At 67.1% G+C, this 17,063-nt stretch carries 8 protein-coding genes; 6 read left to right on the top strand and 2 right to left on the bottom strand.

Annotated elements, in window-relative coordinates; genetic code table 11:
* Nucleotides 1–37: 37 nt before the first annotated feature.
* Together VT03_RS12635 and VT03_RS12640 are read right to left on the bottom strand one after the other, a co-directional pair.
* Nucleotides 38–5,197, bottom strand: a complete 5,160-nt coding sequence (locus VT03_RS12635) for a DUF4132 domain-containing protein (protein ID WP_075093305.1) — start codon at nt 5,195–5,197, stop codon at nt 38–40.
* A 128-nt stretch (nt 5,198–5,325) separates the two neighbouring features.
* A complete protein-coding gene (locus VT03_RS12640; RefSeq protein WP_075093306.1) occupies nt 5,326–5,754 on the bottom strand; it encodes a hypothetical protein in 429 nt (142 codons plus the stop codon).
* A 705-nt stretch (nt 5,755–6,459) separates the two neighbouring features.
* Here VT03_RS12640 and VT03_RS12645 point away from each other — a divergent pair.
* From VT03_RS12645 to VT03_RS12670, 6 genes are all read left to right on the top strand, one after another.
* On the top strand, nt 6,460–7,941 hold the full coding sequence (locus tag VT03_RS12645) for an OprO/OprP family phosphate-selective porin (protein ID WP_197489316.1): 1,482 nt from the start codon (nt 6,460–6,462) through the stop codon (nt 7,939–7,941).
* Nucleotides 7,942–8,495: 554 nt separating this feature from the next.
* Nucleotides 8,496–9,989, top strand: coding sequence for a sulfatase (locus tag VT03_RS12650; protein ID WP_075093308.1), 1,494 nt, complete (start codon nt 8,496–8,498; stop codon nt 9,987–9,989).
* 431 nt (nt 9,990–10,420) lie between these two features.
* Entirely contained in the window at nt 10,421–11,590 is a 1,170-nt protein-coding gene (locus tag VT03_RS12655) for a DUF1559 domain-containing protein (protein WP_075093309.1), read from the top strand.
* 80 nt (nt 11,591–11,670) lie between these two features.
* Nucleotides 11,671–13,467 carry a CRTAC1 family protein gene (locus VT03_RS12660; RefSeq protein WP_197489317.1) on the top strand — a complete coding sequence of 599 codons (1,797 nt, stop codon included), beginning with the start codon at nt 11,671–11,673 and terminating at the stop codon, nt 13,465–13,467.
* Between the two features lie 6 nt (nt 13,468–13,473).
* On the top strand, nt 13,474–15,501 hold the full coding sequence (locus tag VT03_RS12665; RefSeq protein WP_075093311.1) for a cytochrome c3 family protein: 2,028 nt from the start codon (nt 13,474–13,476) through the stop codon (nt 15,499–15,501).
* Complete coding sequence (locus VT03_RS12670; protein ID WP_075093312.1) at nt 15,498–16,754, top strand: tetratricopeptide repeat protein; 1,257 nt, start codon at nt 15,498–15,500, stop codon at nt 16,752–16,754. The genes VT03_RS12665 and VT03_RS12670 overlap by 4 nt, the downstream gene beginning before the upstream one ends.
* The last annotated feature ends 309 nt before the right edge of the window (nt 16,755–17,063 follow it).

Genomic DNA, 17,063 nt, shown 5'->3' on the forward strand with positions numbered 1-17,063 from the left:
AGGACGTCGTGCCGGCGAGGACGGTGATTGCCACCTCTCACAAACGGATCTGGTCCAGAATCGTCGGATCCTGAATCTCCCGGTCCCGCGCCAGCAGCAACACCTTCGAAATCACCTCCGCCGTCCGCGGATCATCATCCGCAAAAGGGAGGAACAGCCGCCCCCGGTGCTGGGCATGCACCGGAACAACGCACAGGGCACCCCCCGGCATCCTGTGAACCGTCCCGCTCCCCAGGTGCACGCTGTAGTCCGCCAGCTCCCCGCTGATCGCCACGTGCGATCCCTTGATCCGCACGTTCTTGAGCCCCAGGAGCTGGCACGTCTCGCGGACAAGAGCCGTCCGCATCTCCACCGTCGACGCACTCGCCTCCGGATCGACACCCCCCGCATGCGCGACGCTCACCACCAGATCGATGTCCCGCATCGTCTCACTGAAGAGCCGCGGCGGAACATCGGCCAGCTTGAGGTTTCGCGCCTGGTCCCGCTTCGAGTACGTGATCGTGTCCAGCGTCAGCCCCTCCACCTCCAGCGGCGTAAACGCCCCCCAGCGGAAGTTCACGCTGGCGACAATCTCCTCCTCATAAAAGACCTTGAAGACCCCGTCCTGCGTGTTCCAGCCCCGCGTCCCCCACAGGGCCATCCCCTGCGTCGGCTGCACCTGCTGCCCGGCGTATCGCTCGGACTTGTCGCCGGTCGCCTTCTCCTGCTTCGTGACAACGTACAGCTCGCGGAACACCTGCTTGAACGGCTGAACCCGCCCGGCCGTGAACGCCTCGTGCTGCCACTTCGCCCACTCGCCGCTCTGGAGCAGGTCGTGCGGATGGGCGATCCTCAGCCGCGTCCCCTTCTTGATTGCAACACTCCCGCCGGCGTGCGTCCGGAGCGCCTTGCCCCCCCGGTCGGGATACCCGAGCGCCCCGTCGCCGATGAGAACCAGCTTCTCGAGGAGCGGCGCGACGAGCGCATGCCGGCTCAGTTCGATGAGCTCCGTCGACGAGAACTCGTCGCCGCGGCACATCGCTGCTTCGAGCGCCTGCCGCTGCCGGGAGGTCTGCCGCTTCAGCTCCCGGCTCCGCTCGTAAAGCACGGCGATCGGTGGGTGCTTCTTGACCGCCGGCGGAACCGACTTCAGCTCCTTGCTCCCCTTGGTGACGACGATCCGCGGCTGAAGCGCGTCGTCGATCGAGAGTGACACATCGACGCCATCCTTCGACTCCGTCGCCGCGCCGTCCCGGAGGTCGCTCCATTCGCCGGCCCCCATCGCCCAGTCGAGCCGCAGGGCGTCGGCATAGCCGGCGGTGCTGGCGAGGTTCTTGAGACCGATGTCGAGCGACCGGAGAGCTTCGGGCTTCGTGAGGCCGCTCAGAGTGCGGGCATAGCGGGCGTACGCCTGGAGGATGTCGAACCGCCGCTTGAGCTCCGGCTCCCGCTTGGCCCCGCTCGGCAGCGGGTAGAGACCGAGCAGACGGACATGGTCCTTGAGGAAGCGTTTCTCGATCCCGGCGATCAGCTCGTTGAGACTCGCCTCGCCAAGCAAAACGTCGGCGATGAGCTGGGCCTTCTTGGCCTGGGCCGCATTGGAGGCGAAGCGGGCGGACCGGGCGAGGCGATCCCACCGCTTGGGGCCGAGTGCGGCAGAGACCTTCTGGAACCAGCCGACGTCGATCGCGCCGGCGACCCGGTCGGTGTCGCTCAGGGCGGTCCGCTCCAGGATCAGCCGCTCCCACGTGGAAAGCTTCCGCCGGGGAGGGCCCCCCTCGGCGGCGCCGTCCGTCGCCGCGTCTTCGTCGGCCTCGGTTTCGGCGGTCGGCTCGTCGGCGATCCCCGCGCTCTCGGCCGCCTGGGCTCCCATCTCCGAGCCCCACATGAACCGCATGTGAGCCAGGAACCAGTAGAGCCCTTCGGCCAGTCCGTCCCATCGGAAATAGTTCTCGACGAACTTCGTCCACTGCGGGGCCAGGAACGCCAGCTCGATCAGCCGGTCCTCAGGGAAGGCCCCCGCCTTGATCTCCTTCTTCATCCGCGCGGCGAAGCTCTCTTCCGTGTCTTCAGGCCCCGGGTAGGTGATGCTGGCGAGATGCGTCAGCGTCGGCAGGCGAAGCAGCTTCGAATCCTGCCGCCACCCGGTGTGGGGCTTGAAGCCGTTTTTCCCGAGCGCCGTCATGAGCCGTACGAGCGTGTCGAGCCCGGAGAGCGACTCGATCGCATGGGCCACCTCGGTCGCCGCGGTCGGGACGTCTCCCCGCTCCAGCTCCGACTCCAGCACCACCGCGCGGATCCGGTTCACGAGGTCCGCGACCTCGGGGCAATCCTTCAGGAGCTTCTGCTCGGTCGGTTCAGGGCGGCGACGGGTGAGACTCGACAACGTCGTGAAGCCCGTGTTCCGATAGAGGCCCCCCGGAGGACGGGGACCGACGAGCTCGTCGGCCACGTCGTGCAGGTTTGCGAGGCCCGCCCGGTAAGCGGCGAACAGCACGTCCGCACCGGGGCGGTCCCGCGTCGCCCCCGGGACCGGTTCGTCGAGCCAGTGCTGAAGCCGCCACAACCGCTCGACCCGCGACCGTTCCTTGTCGGTCTCCTTGCCGTCCAGCCCGATCATCCAGTCACGGACGATGCCGAGGTGACCGCGCCAGTCGCCGGAGGAGCCCAGCCCGTATCGACTGCCGAGCCCCTCGTCGGATTCGTCGTCGTCATCGTCTCCCTCCTCGTCCTCCTGATCGCCGGCCGTGGGACGGAGTGCCTCGAGTTCCTGGACCGGAACGACCGCGCACAGGTGCTCGGCGCAGTCCATGAGGAAATCGTCCTCCCCCTGCGGCGGATGCAGGACGCCCATCCAGCGGATGATCGCCGCCACGGTTCCCGGATACCGGAGCGTGACCGTCCTGTCCGCTTCAATCGGAGCGAGCATCGGAGCGCGATAGGGCTTGCGATGGACCCACGCCTGAAAATCCTTGAACGAATAGCCGGAGATGCACGGCCACCACGTCTCGGCCCGCACGAGCTCCAGACCGTCGGGATCGCGGCTCTTCTTCGGCCGCGACTGGAACCACTCTTCCCACACCTCCCGGAGCGGAAGCCGGTCCGGCTGCTGCGGCTTGCCATCGAACCGGGGGGACGGAAACCCATAGGTCACCGTTCCGAGGAGCTGCGTCTGATTGTTGTAGGTGTCGGTGACGATCGGCGTCTCGCGGTGCTTGTCGACCAGGTCGTCGAGGTCCTTGAGGCACGCGATGGCGGCGGGGGTGATGACCTTGACCTTGCGGGTCTTCGGCGGCGCGGGCCGGGTCCGCTTCTGCGGGTCCATCAGCCCCAGGCCGTTGTCGAGGGTCAGGACGTTGACCGCCGCCCTGGTCCGGACGATGACGTCGATCTGCTGCCGCTCTTCGGCCGTCGGCTTGGGACGCCGGACGAGGTACTCCTCGACCTGCGTCTGGCAGGCCGCGACCTCCCGCCCCTTCTCGACGAGCTGCCGCAGCGTCTCCAGGCCCGCGAGCCGCTGGTTGGCGTCCTTCGATGCCGCGAGCCGCCCGGCCGAGGCGAGGGCGTCGGCGTCGTTCCGTTTCAAGATGAGGCCGATGACGCCGCTGCGGAGGTCCCCTGCTTTGCGGGTCAGCATCCGCTCCAGCTGCTCGATCTCGGGATCGGTGAGTTCGATCTTCCGGAGCGCGGCGAGCGACGTGGCCCGGACATCGGCGGAGTTGTCTCCGCAAAGCTCGACGAGGGCCGCGCGGGTCGCGGCGTCCCAGCTCTTCTGACTGGTGAAGAGCTCGATCACGTGCCGCCGCCGCCACGAGTCGAGATCCGCGAGATACGGCAGGAGGCGGGTCGGGGGACGGTCCCCCAGGAGACCGAGCAGGCAGCCGGCAGCGGTCTCCCGCCCGACCTTGAGCTTGGTCCACGGCCACAGGATCTCGGGAAGCTCCGCCGCCTTGGCGGGGAGCCGCTCGTACAGCCGCTCGGCCCGTTCGAAGGCGTCGGGCGCCCCCGCGGGGCTCTGCGGTTGCCCCGTCGCGAAGTTCCACTCGTTGGCGCTGGTCAGAACCCGCGTCGCGATCCGCAGGTCCCCGTCATCGCTCGCCTGCCAGGCGGCCGCGTCCGCCTCCGGCAGCCCGAGGTTCTGAAGGTGCGCCAGGGCGGCGAACCGGATCTCCGGGGACTTGTGCTTGAGGAGTTTCTCCGCCGGCGCGATCGACGCGGGGGCGTCCTCAAACGCGATGCACCACAGGGCCAGATAGATCGACTCCGCGTCCGTGCCGGCGAGTGCCTTCTTGCGGGCGGTGGGATCGTCGAGGAGCGCGAGGAGCCGTTCGAGCGTGCGGTTGATCGCCGCCGGGGACTCCGTGTCCCAGCCGTAGCCGAGCCAGACGTCGACCGCGCGGATCACCGCGGCGAACCGCACGAGGTTCTGGTCGACGATGATTCTCAGGATCCGCCGGAATGCCTGCGGGTGAGCGAGGTCGACCGATTCGAGGATCGCCTGCCGCAATCCCTCCTGCCGCTGCGCGGCGAGGAGCATCTTCTCCATCAGCTCCCACCCCTCGAGGCGGGAAGACATCAGCAGCCCGCAGACGACGTGCGGCCCCATCCCGCTGATCTCGTTCTCGTTGCGGGCGCACTGTCCGAGGAGAGCGAACATCGCGTCCCCCGCGGGACCGCCGGCGTCGACGATCGCGGCCGCCAGGGCTCCGATTTGGGTCGCCGAATATCCGTACCCGAGATAAGGGGCCCAGGCGACGAGCCATTCCGGACGCAGCACGTCTTCCCGGTACTGCTCCGCCTGCCGGAGGAGGGCGTCCAACCAGATCCAGCGGACCTCGAGCGTCGCCTCCGGGCGGCCGGGAGCGCGAAACGCCTTCTTGGTGTGGCTGTGCTGGTAGGGTCCCGACTTGCGGCTGTGCCAGCCGGCCGCGATCTCGTCCGTCAGGTGTGGAAAGTAGACCTTCAGGACCTGGAGCCGCTCCTTCTCCGAGAGGGCGTCGAACTCTTCGAACGCCTCCTTCTGCCGTTCGCGGTTCGAGTTCGTCCGGCGGATGGCTTGTCCCTGCCCATCGAGGTCCCGCAGGCCGAACGCCGTCGCGGCGAGGCGCTTCGGCAGCCGGAGGATCTGGTCGGCGAACCGGGGCCTGTCGTCGTTCGAATCCGCGTCGGGAACCTCGAACTCCTTGAGCCGTTCGCGAGCAACTTCGGCCTTCAGCACGTCGGACTCCAATCACGAAAGGGGGAGAGGAGAAGAGGGAGCGGCCCCGGGCGGATGCCGCACTCTGACGGGAGACTGTGAAGAGACGTTGAACCGTAGCGACCGGGCGGCCGGTTCGCCCGGACCGATTATCCGCCGGCCAGGAGCGTGAGCCGGATGAACGTGATCCGGCTGTCGTCCTGGAGGGGAATCAGCTGGTCGAGCCCCGTGTAGTCGATGCCGTCGACCACCACGAGGAAGAGGCCGTCCTGGAAGGCCTGCAGGGCCGTGGCGACCGCGGCGTCGGGATCGACCGGCTGCTGAGGGACTTCGCTCCCACCCATCGCGATCCGGCCCCGCTCGGCCGCCTCGTCGATCTGCCGGGCCGTCAGGACGCGGACGAGCTGGTCCTGCTGCTGCCGCTGGCGGAAGGCTTCGACCTGATCCCGGACGACGCGGTCGAGGATGCTCCTCAGAGGAGTCCCTTCCGGACGCGAGACCTCCTCCGGCAATGGCCACGACCAGTCCGCAAAGAGGGGCCGCCTCTGCCCCAGCGACTTCCCCGACACGACCGGCATCGTCCGCCCTCCTGTGCCCTGGATTCTTGCTCAGCGAACTCAGTCTGTCGGGCCACCCTCCCGCCGAGCAAGCGAGGCGGGGCGTTCGCCGGATGTTGATCAGGCATGGCGCCACTTCACCGGGGTCCAGGGGTCACCCTGGTGGGGGATGCAAGGGGACCACGCCCCCTTGCCCGCCGGAGGCTTGTCTCGTCGGACACTGTCTGAATCGGACGTTGTCTGAAGGAGATCGTGTCCAAGCGCGGACAACGTGTCGGATGCCCCCTCGCCAACCCGCGGGGACTACGGAGCGAGCGTGGAGTCCTCGACGCCGGTCCCACAATGGGTACATCCGTTGCTTGCCCCGGTTCCTCATGGAAGCGCCTCCGGCGTCAAGGACGCAATTCGAGCCAGCCGGACAAGACATTTTCCATCCTTTCCCTTCACAGACCGTCATTCGAAGAAGGCACCCCATCAGGGAGCTGACGCTCCCCGCTCGCCGGGATCTTGGGCCTGTCCCGGTGCTGGTATCGGCGGACTTTGCCGCTCGGCGGAACTTGATTCCGATTCAATCCGGCGGGGCGGTTTTGCCGATATGGAGGTGTCTGCGCTGGAAAAGTCTCCTCAACCGTGCTGACCGGACTTCCGGAGGCACCTGTCTCCGAGCATTTGCTCGAGCCGGCGCAGAACTCATCGAGGCAGGACATCCTGCGGACACGGATGAACATGGCACGGTTGATGTGGTTGTGCGTCGCGGTCGGCTCGCTGAGCCTGCCTTGGACGTTGCTGGCTGGCGAAGAGATCCCCCCCGCACCGGCGGCGACGATCGAATTGCCGCCCGCTGCCGAGGCGGCATTCTCCGAGTCCGGCGGCGGGACCGCCGCGGTCCCGGAATTCTTTGCCGACTCCTCCGGCGAGATCGTCACCGTTCCGCAGGAGCCGGACTTCGATTCGCTGATGCGGCGGCTGGCCGAACTCGAGAAGTCGGAGCGGAAGCGGACCGACTCCGACAAGAAGCGGGCCGACGAGGACAAGAAGAAAAAGGAGGCCGACGCCAAGAAGCCGACCGTGAAGTGGTCGGGGCAGCTTCAGGCGGACTTCTACTTCTTCGATCAGGACGAGGTGAGCCAGGACACCTACGGCGACATCCAGAACGGCGAAGCATTCCGCCGGGCGCGACTCGCGATGCTGGGAGACTATGGCCCGGCGGAGTACCGGATCGAAATGGACTTCGCGCTCCCCGGCCGGCCGTCGTTCCTCGACGTCTATGCCGGCCTGCACGATGTTCCGCTGCTCCAGCGGGTCCGTGTCGGGCACTTCTTCGAGCCGTTCAGCCTGGAGCGGCTCACGCCGAACCGGTACGTCACGTTCATGGAGCGCGGGTTGCCGGACCAGCCGTTCGCTCCGGCCCGTAACACCGGCATCATGGCCAACGGGACATGCTTCGATGAGCGTTCCGCCTGGGGCGTCGGCTTCTTCCGCTCCGACAGCGATGTGTTCGGGGACGAGGTGGGGGACAATTTCGAGAGTGCGGTCACCGGCCGCATGACGTACCTCCCCTACTACGAGGAGGCGTGCGAGTCCGCCGAGTACGTTCACCTGGGAGCGGCTTACAGCATCCGCGGAGCGAATGCCGGTCAGGTGCGGTTTCGTTCTCAGCCTGAGGCCCGGATTGGTGCCGCGACGCCGAACGTGCCGTTCTTTGTCGACACGGGGAACATTGCGGCGGACTTCTTTCAGTTGATGGGGACGGAGTTTGCGTGGGTCAACGGTCCGTTCTCACTGCAGAGCGAGTTCATGCTGGTTCCGGTCGACGCGACGGCGCAGGGGGACCTGTTTTTCCATGCGTGGTATGTGACCGCCAGTTATTTTCTGACGGGGGAGTATCGGCCTTACAACAAGAAGTTCGGTGTGTTTGACCGGGTGACGCCGAGGCGGGATTTCATGCGGTATGTGGGGAAGCCGGAGGACAAGTGTACGGAGTTCGGTCCGGGGGCGTGGGAGCTGGCGATGCGGCTCTCGCACATTGACCTGAATGACAAGGGGGTCCGGGGTGGGGAGTTGACGGACCTGACCGTGGGTGCGAACTGGTATCTGAATCCGTATCTGCGGGTGACGTTCAATTACATTCATGCGTTTGCGAACAATCCGACGGACGGGCAGTCGGGGACGAATATTTTTGCAACGCGTGTCGGCTTCGAGTTTTAAGACGACGGACAACAAATGCCGCCCCAACCGGGTCCAGGAGCCCCCTGGTGGGGAGTGTAGAGGGGGCCTGTGGGGAGGCGGAAGGGGTTCAGGCTGAAGGCGGAAGGTAGAGCGGCGCAACTCAGAATCATTTGGCCCTGATCGGGTCCAGGGGCACCCTGGTCAGGGGATGCAAGGGGGAGAATCCCCTTTGCCCGCCGGAGGCCTGGCCTGTCTCGCTCTCTCTGAAAGAGCGAGGGTCCAAACGCGGACAACGTGCCGTATGCCCCCTCACCAACCCGCGGGGATTGCGAAGCGAGCGGTGAGTCCACAACGCCGGTACCACAAAACGGTCGCCCGTTGTGTACCGCGGTTCCTCATCGAAGCGCCTCCGGCGGCAAGGGGGCGAGGCCCCCTTGACCCCAGTGGCCGTCGCACAATGGGTTTGAGTTAGCAGCGTCGTGCCGGCAAGGACGATGTCTGAGAAAAGAAGACCTCACGTCTCCTCGCTTGACGGGCCGGTGCCAAACGCGGACCGTCATCGGACCCGTTCCTTAGCGCCCCATGAGCCTCCCATGACCAGCCGCATCGCGCTCGCCTGGTGCCTATCCCTCGTCCTCGGAACCGCCTCACCACTGCGCTCCGCGGAAACGAAAAAGCCGAACGTCCTCTTCATCGCCATCGACGACCAGAACGACTGGATCGGCACCCTCGGCGGACACCCGCTCGTCAAGACCCCCAACATCGACCGCCTCGCCGCCCGCGGAACGGTGTTCCTCAACGCCCACTGCCAGGCACCGCTGTGCAATCCCTCGCGGACCAGCCTGATGCTCAGCCTCCGCCCCACCACAACGGGGATCTACGGACTCGCCCCCTGGTTCCGCACCCTCGATGACTGGAAGGACCGCGTCGCCCTCCCGCAGCACTTCAAAGCCAACGGCTATCGCACCCTGACCGTCGGCAAGATCTACCACGGCGGCGTCGGCGGCCCGAAACTCCGCGAAAAGGAGTTCGACGTCTGGGGAGCCGCGGGAGGAGTCGGAGCGAAGCCCGAGAAGAAACTCATCCCGCCGACCCCAATGGGGGACCACCCCCTCATGGACTGGGGCGTCTTCCCGCACCGCGATGAAGACAAAGGGGACTATCAGGTTGCCACCTGGGCGGTCGAGCAGATCCGCTCCGCCCCGAAGGACGAGCCGTTCTTCCTGGCGGCGGGCTTCTTCCTCCCGCACGTCCCCTGCTACGTCACGCAGAAGTGGTTCGACCTCTATCCGGACGACGACGCCATCCTGCCGCCGGTCCAGGAGAACGACCGCGACGACACCCCCCGGTTCTCGTGGTACCTCCACTGGAGCCTCCCCGAACCGCGGCTGAAGTGGGTTCGGGAAAACGGCCAGTGGCGGAATCTCGTCCGGTCCTACCTCGCCAGCACGAGTTTCGTCGACGCGCAGGTCGGCCGGCTGATGGCCGCCCTCGACGAAGCGGGACTGGCCGAGAACACGGTCGTCGTCCTGTGGGGGGACCACGGCTGGCATCTCGGCGAGAAACAGATCACCGGCAAGAACACCCTGTGGGACCGGTCGACCCGCGTCCCGCTGATCTTCGCCGGCCCGGGAGTCACGCCGGGCGGACGCTGCTCGCGCCCCGCCGAGCTCCTCGACATCTATCCCACCCTGATCGACCTGTGCGGGCTTCCCAAGCGCGACGATCTCGAAGGGATCAGCCTGCTCCCGCAGCTCCGAGACCCCGCCGCCCCGCAGGAGCGGCCGGCCATCACGTCGCACAACCAGGGGAACCACGGAATCCGCAGCGAACGCTGGCGATACATTCGCTACGCCGACGGAAGCGAGGAGCTATACGACCTCCAGACCGATCCGCACGAATGGGAGAACATCGTTTCCAAACCCGCGGGGGCCGCGATTGCGGAGGAGCATCGCCGCTGGATCCCGGACGTCGACGTCCCGCCGGCCCCGCAGAGCGCCCAGCGGGTCTTGACTTTTGACCGGCAAAGGGACGAAGCGGTGTGGGAAGGAACCAAAGTGCATCGAAACGATGCGATTCCCGAGTGATTCCGCCGAAACTGGGATTCTAGAAAACCCGAGCTGATGCGATTTGACAAATAATTCATCAGTACGGTAGGCTAACTGTCCACGTCTTCAAAAATTCGTATAACTGCTGTTGAGTAGGTTGTGATGCGCTCCCATTGCTCCCTCCAGTTGTTGTTGCTTGCGCTGTGCATGAGCGCGGGGTGTTCTGAACCTCCGCCGCCGCCAGTGGTCCAGCCAGACGCTTCAGGGAAAATGCCGGCGTACTACGACCAGTACAGCAAGGGCGGATCCAACCGGTACGGCTACGGACAGGACAAAAAGCCCAAGCCGGGCGAAACACCGGACTCCAAGGCGCCGAACCCGTCCTCCGCGGCGCCGGCGTCGGGTAAATAGCTTCTCGTCTTTTCGTCATCCCCATCTGGTCCCTGCATCTCCTTCTTTGGAGCGTCCTCATGCGCGTCCCTGTCTTTCGCAAGATGAGGCGGGCGTTCACTCTGATTGAACTGCTCGTCGTCATCGCCATCATCGCCGTCCTGGTGGCGATCCTGCTGCCGGCGATCCAGCAGGCCCGGGAAGCGGCCCGCCGCAGCCAGTGCAGCAACAATCTCAAGCAGATTGGCGTGGCCTGCCACAACTACCACGAAGCCTTCGGGACGTTCCCCCATCAGTGGGACGGAACGCTCGACTACCGGAACGCCGCCAACAGCGGCACGGAGACCCGCCCGAACAGCTCCTCCGTCTCCTGGATTACGTCGTCACTCCCCTACCTGGATCAGGCGGGGCTGTACAACAAGTTCAATCAGGTCGGCCTGTTTGAAGCGTCCAAGGGCGCGATCGCGCCGGGCTCCAATGTCGGTTACGATCATCCCGTGGTCCGAGAGGGCGCCCAGACGGCGATCGCGACGCTGCTCTGCCCCAGCAATCCGCAGGCGAAGATTACTCGCGGCGGCTTGCTTTACAACGGCGGCACCGGATGGGCGGACGGCGGCGGCGGCGGCGGACAACAGTACGTCGGCGGCCGCACGGACTACGTCGGCAACATGGGCTTCATCTACTCCGGCTGGAAGGACTGCGGAGGAGCCCAGGGACGCTACGGGGCGCGCTGGACCAGCGAAGTGTGGGTCAACAGCTACGAAGACAATTGGGACGATCTCCCCCGTTATCGCGGTGCCTTCTACTACCGCGGCTCGGCCAAGATTTCGCAGATCTCGGACGGAACGTCCAACACGATCGCCGTGTTTGAGAACCACCACTGGGCGTGGACCTCCAACGCTCCCTCGGAAGCCGCGGCGGACGGACTGTGGATCTCCGCCATCGGTCCGATCATGAACCTGGGCAAGCGGATGAACTCCGGATCGGGAAGCACCCGCAGCGACGGCCCTGCCGGCGGCCCCTACGGCCGCGGCGACTGCCGCTGCACCGGCTGGCAGAGCACCCATGCCGGCGGCGCGCAGGCCCTGTTCTGCGACGGCAGCGTCAAGTTCATCAATGAGAACATTGAGGTGGGCGTGGGACCTGAGGCGACGGCCGAAGGTGGAACCGGCAACGGGAGCTACCAGCCCGGCGTGCAGTCCGCCATCGCGACCGGCTCCGGTGGCGACAAGGCTCCCGCCTTCGAATGATCCCGACCGTCGTTCATGTCTTCACGACCCGCAGCCAAGAAATTGTCTGCGGGTTCTTTCGTTCTCAGGCAGGATCGATCATGGCGCGGCGGCGTGCGATCGCGGCCAATGGCGTGCTGATGCTCCTCGCGTGCCTGTCGGCCTGCCAGCAGCAGCAGCCGTCGACCACTGCTCCTGCCACGCCGCCGGCCCCCCTCAATGCGTCGACCGAGCCAGCCAGCCCGCTCTCCGTTTCTCTCTCGGTCGACCGGTACGGCAAAGGGGACTCAACCACGACACGCAAGCGGGAGCGGGGCCAGGGAGCGGTCCGGTTCACGGATGTCGCCCGGGAGATGGGCGTGTCGTTCCGGTATGACACGGGTCGATCGAGCCGGCGGCTGATGGTCGAGGCGACCGGCGGCGGCGCGGGCTGGGTCGACTTCGATCGGGACGGATGGTGCGACCTGTTCTTCTGCCAGGGGGGAGACCCGGCGGCGGCGGATCTCTCGACGCAGCCGACGGACCGGCTGTTCCGCAGCCTGGGCGGAACGAGGTTCGTCGACGTCACGGTCCCGGCAACCCTGATCGAGCAGCAGTACGGACAGGGGGTGGCGGTGGCGGACTACGACGAAGACGGCTTCGACGACATCCTGGTCACGAACGTCGGCCCCGAATCCCTGTTCCGCAACCTGGGGGACGGCACGTTCGAGGAGCGGGCGGCCGCAGCCGGAGTCGGCAGCCGCCGCTGGTCGTCGAGCGCCGCCTGGGGAGACCTCGACGGCGACGGGGATCTCGATCTCTACCTGTGCAACTACCTCGACTACGACCCCCGCAACCCGCTCCTCTGCCTCAGCAGCACCGGCGAGCCGGGGACCTGCCATCCGGAGGAAGTCCCCCCCTCGCTCTCCGAGTGCTACTTCAACCAGGGGGACGGCCGCTTCACCGAAGAGGCTGGCGAGCGGGGGCTGACCGGCTCGGCGACGAAGGCCCTGGGAGTCATCATCACGGACTTTGACGGAGACGGCCGTCCCGACGTCTTCGTGGCCAACGACACGACGGCGAATCACTTCTTTGCGAACCGCGGCGAGGGACGCTTCGAGGAGGTCGCGGGGCAGGTCGGCTGCGCCACGAACGCGCTCGGACAATACCAGGCCAACATGGGGATGGCCTTCGGCGACTACGATCACAGCGGAACGCCGGACGTCTACATTACGCACTTCACGGACGACTCGGACACCCTGTTCCGCAATCTCGGCGCGGCCGGCTTCGAGGACGTTACCCGCCGCGAGGGGCTGCACGAGCCGACGCTTCCGTACCTCGGTTTCGGAGCGGTCATGGCGGACTACGACTGCAACGGCGAGCAGGACATCTTTGTGGCGAACGGCCACATCGACGACTGGCGGGAGGTCAACGGCGACCCGTGGCACATGCCGAGCCTGCTCTTCTCCTACGACGGCGTGGGCCGCTGGCACGACCGGACCGCCGACGCGGGCCCCTACCTGAAGCTCCCCCGCCTGGGGCGGGCGGTCGCCTCCGCGGACTTCGACGCCGATGGGGACCTCGACCTGGCGGTGGTGAACCAGGACGACGACGTGGCGATTCTGCGGAACGACTCGTCCCGGGGACACTGGCTCAAAGTCCGGTTGCTGGGCCGGCACTCGAACCGCTCCGCGATCGGAGCCAAGGTGACGGTGAAGGCGTCCGACCGGTCGTACGTGCAGCATCTGGCGGGGGGGACGAGCTACTGCTCCGCCCATCAGCCGTTGCTCGCGTTCGGTCTGGCGGAGCATTCCGGGCCGGTCGACCTGCGGATCGTCTGGCCTGACGGAGGTATCGAGGAGCGGAGCGGGGTTGCCGTGGATGGCGAGGTGGTGCTCGTCGAGTCCCGGGAGGGCTGAGGTCGCATGTCCCGTCCAGCGCTGATCGTCGGGATCGCTCTGCTGATGGGGATCGGCGCGGTTGCCGCGTGGACGCTGCGCGATGTCTGGAAGGCCCCGCCGGTCGAGCAGTTCCGGACCAAGCCCGCGGCGGAGACGGAGGGGCACCCGGCGACGGCGACAGAGGCCAGGTTCGTCTCCCCGCCGCGGGACTATGTCGGCAGCCAGACCTGCCGGTCGTGTCACGCCGATCACGCCGCTTCGTTCGCCGGCCATCCGATGTCCCGGTCCGCCTCGCGGGTCGACTTCTCCCGCGATCCGGAGTACCGGGGGGACCTGTCGTTCGAGCCTCCCGCGAGCTCCCGGTTCGTCACGCGTCTGCGGTACGAGGTCCGGCCGACCGAGACCGGTGTCGAGCACGTCGAAGAGTATCGCAATCCGGACGGCAAGAAGGTCGCCTCGCTGGCGGTTCCCGTCGAATTCGCCATCGGCTCCGGCGAAGGGGGGCGGTCCTATCTCACGCGCCGGGGCGAACTCCTCTTCATGTCGCCGATGACGTGGTACGCGCAGAAGAAGGAGTGGAACTTCTCGCCCGGCTACCTGATGGGGAACCTCCACTTCGAGCGGCGGATCGTCGACGGCTGCGTCGCCTGCCACGTCGGGCAGGTGGCCGAGGTGGCGGGAACGAACGATCGATTCACCGATCCCGTCTTCATCGAAGGGGGGATCGGCTGCGAGCGGTGCCACGGCCCCGGAGCGGCGCATGTCCGCTTCCAGGAGACGGGCGAATCGGCGGGCGGCAAGGGAACCGACCCGATGCTCGACCTCAAGACGCTCTCGACGGTGCAGAAGGACGCCCTCTGCATGCAGTGCCACCTGACCGGCGAGGAACGGGTTCTCCGCCCCGGCCGGACCGACTACGACTTCCGGCCGGGAGACCGGCTCGATGACATCTGGGGGATCTTCGTCAAAGGAGACGGGATCTCCGGCGGCCAGACGAGCGAGGTGACGAGTCAGCCCGAACAGATGGTCTCCAGCGCGTGTTACCGCCTCAGTGAAGGGCGGCTCTCATGTCTCTCCTGTCACGATCCGCACTCGGTCCCGACCGGGGAGGAGCGGGTCGCGTTTTACCGCGACAAGTGTGCCTCGTGCCACGGCGCGGGGGACGCCGAGTGCGCGGAACCGCTCGCGATGCGAGAGAAGGCGAGGAATTCCTGCATCGCCTGCCACATGCCGCGGCTGCCGGCCAGCGATGTCCCGCACACCAGCCAGACCGACCACCGGGTGCTGCGCCGTCCGTCCGTCGCGGCGGCCGAGCCGGTGGCGGACGCCGGCGGGGACTCGTCCGGCCCCCGTCTGCATCTCTACCCCGAGCCGGGGGGAACGATGACCGAGGAGGAGCGCCGGCGGCTCGTCGGGATCGCGACCAGCCGGGAGGCGGCCAAGTCGAACCTGCCGGACCTGGCCGCGCGGGCCGCCAAGCTGCTCCAGCCGTGGTGCGAACAGCATTCGCACGACCTGCCGGCGGCTGAAGCGCTCGGCACCGCCTACTGGGTGCGGCAGGACTACCGGAACGCCATCGACACCCTGAGCGCCGCCCTGCGGAAGGCTCCCCGCCGGGAAGGGCTGCTGCGGCCGCTGTTCCTGATCTATCATGAGGTGGAGAACTACTCGAGCGCCGAGAAGGTGGGACGGGAGCTGATCCAACTGAATCCCTACGATCACGAATTCCTGGGACGGATGGCCCACATCCTGGGACAGCAGGGGAAGCTCGACCAGGCGATCGAGATGGCCCGTCAGGCGGTGGCGATCCGACCGTCGCAGTTCCAGATCTGGGGCTGGCTGGCGGAGTCCTACGCCGCGCGAGGGGAGACCGCGGCGGCCGACGACGCCCGATCCCGGTTCCAGATGTTCTCGCCCCGCTCACCGGCGTCGGCCGCCCCCAAGGGCGCTTCGCCGGAGAAGAAGGGGCCGGGGACAGGCGCGAAAGCCGGCCCGCCCGGACCGGGAACGGGAGCCGGAGGGGCAGGGGGAGCGGGAGGGCGTGATCCATGACGGATTCGATGGGAACAAGCGTCTTCGAGCCCGCCCCGCCCCCCCCCGAAGCGGGGAAGCGGGACGGGCGGGTCCGGATGGGCCGCGCAATCGTGCTGATCGCGCTGGGCCTGGCCGGGGCCGCGGTGCTGATCGTCCAGGTCCACGCGACGCTCGCGGCGCGGCGTCTGGCGCAGTATCGCGTCATCTGCCGGCAGCTCGCGGACGACCAGGACTGGGGGGGGCTCGTCGCCGCCGCGGACGCCTGGCGGATCGCCGACCCGGCCGCTGATGATGCCTTGGTGTTCCGCGCCGACGGCCTGGTCCAGCAGGCCAACTATGAAGGGGCGGTCGCGTCGCTCCTGTCGATCCGGAACTCGTACCAGGGGGCGACGCAGGCCCTGGCCGCCTGCGCGGAGATCCAGTTCGCGGACCTCAACCGGGTGTACGACGCCGAGCAGACCTGGCTGCGGATGCTGGCGATCAATCCCCGGACCGACGTCGCCTACCAGCGGCTGATCTACTTCTACTCCATGACGCTCCAGCGGCGGAAACTCGTCGACACGATCCACCAGGCGATCGAGAGGGAATGCGAGCCTCCCGAGGCGTACGTCTACCTCATCCAGTCGAGCTCGCTGAACTTCACGGACGGGGCGTCGGTCCTGTGGCGATGGAAGCAGAACGCTCCTGACGACGAGACGCTCGCGGTGGCGCATGCCGTCTACGCGGCCCGCAACAACGAAGCGGGGTCGATCCGGACGTTCGGACCGGAGGAGTTCGCCGGGGGGGAATTGACGCCGTTCGAGGCGTGCGCCCGCCGTTTTCCGCGGAACCTGGAGATTGTCGCGTTCGCCATCGAGAAGGCGATCGCGGACGGGAACCTCGATGCGGTGGCGAAGGGGTTGGAGCAGGCGCCTCCCGAGGCGGCGACCGATTCGCGGTTCTGGCGTTACCGGGGGCATTTCCTGGCGGGCAAGCAGGACTACGCGGAGGCGCGGACGTCGCTCGGCAAGGCGATCGAGCTGAACGTCTTTGACTGGCGGAACCGGCTTGAGATTTCGACGGTTCAGCGCAATCTGGGAGAGACGGAACCGAGTCGGCGCGAGGGGCGGCTGGCGCTGGATGGCAAGCGGCTGGAGCGGGCCTTGCTGGAGTCGCCGAATGCCCGCGAGCTGTCGGCCGAGACCGTCATGATGATGCGAAACTATCTGACGGAGGTGGGAGACCAGACGGTTCTCGAGGGTTTCTTCCGGCGGAGTGGAAAGCAGCCATAGGCCGCGCACGGCGCAGCGCCGATGGCGAAAGAGCCGGGGTCCAGGGGGTACCCCTGGTGGGGGATGCAAGGGGTCACACCCCCTTGCCCGCCGGAGGCCGTCTCGTCGAGAGATATCTGAAGGAGTGAGTGTCCAGGCGCGGACACCGTGCCGGATGCCCCCTCACCAGCCCGTGGGGACTACAAGGCGAGCGGTGAGTCCTCAGCGCCGCTTCCACAAAACGTACGTCCGTTGTGTCCCACGGTTCCTCATGGAAGCGCCTCCGGCGGCAAGGGGTCGAAACCCCTTGACCCCAGCTGCCGTGGCACG

Source organism: Planctomyces sp. SH-PL14, assembly GCF_001610835.1.
Taxonomy (GTDB): domain Bacteria; phylum Planctomycetota; class Planctomycetia; order Planctomycetales; family Planctomycetaceae; genus Planctomyces_A.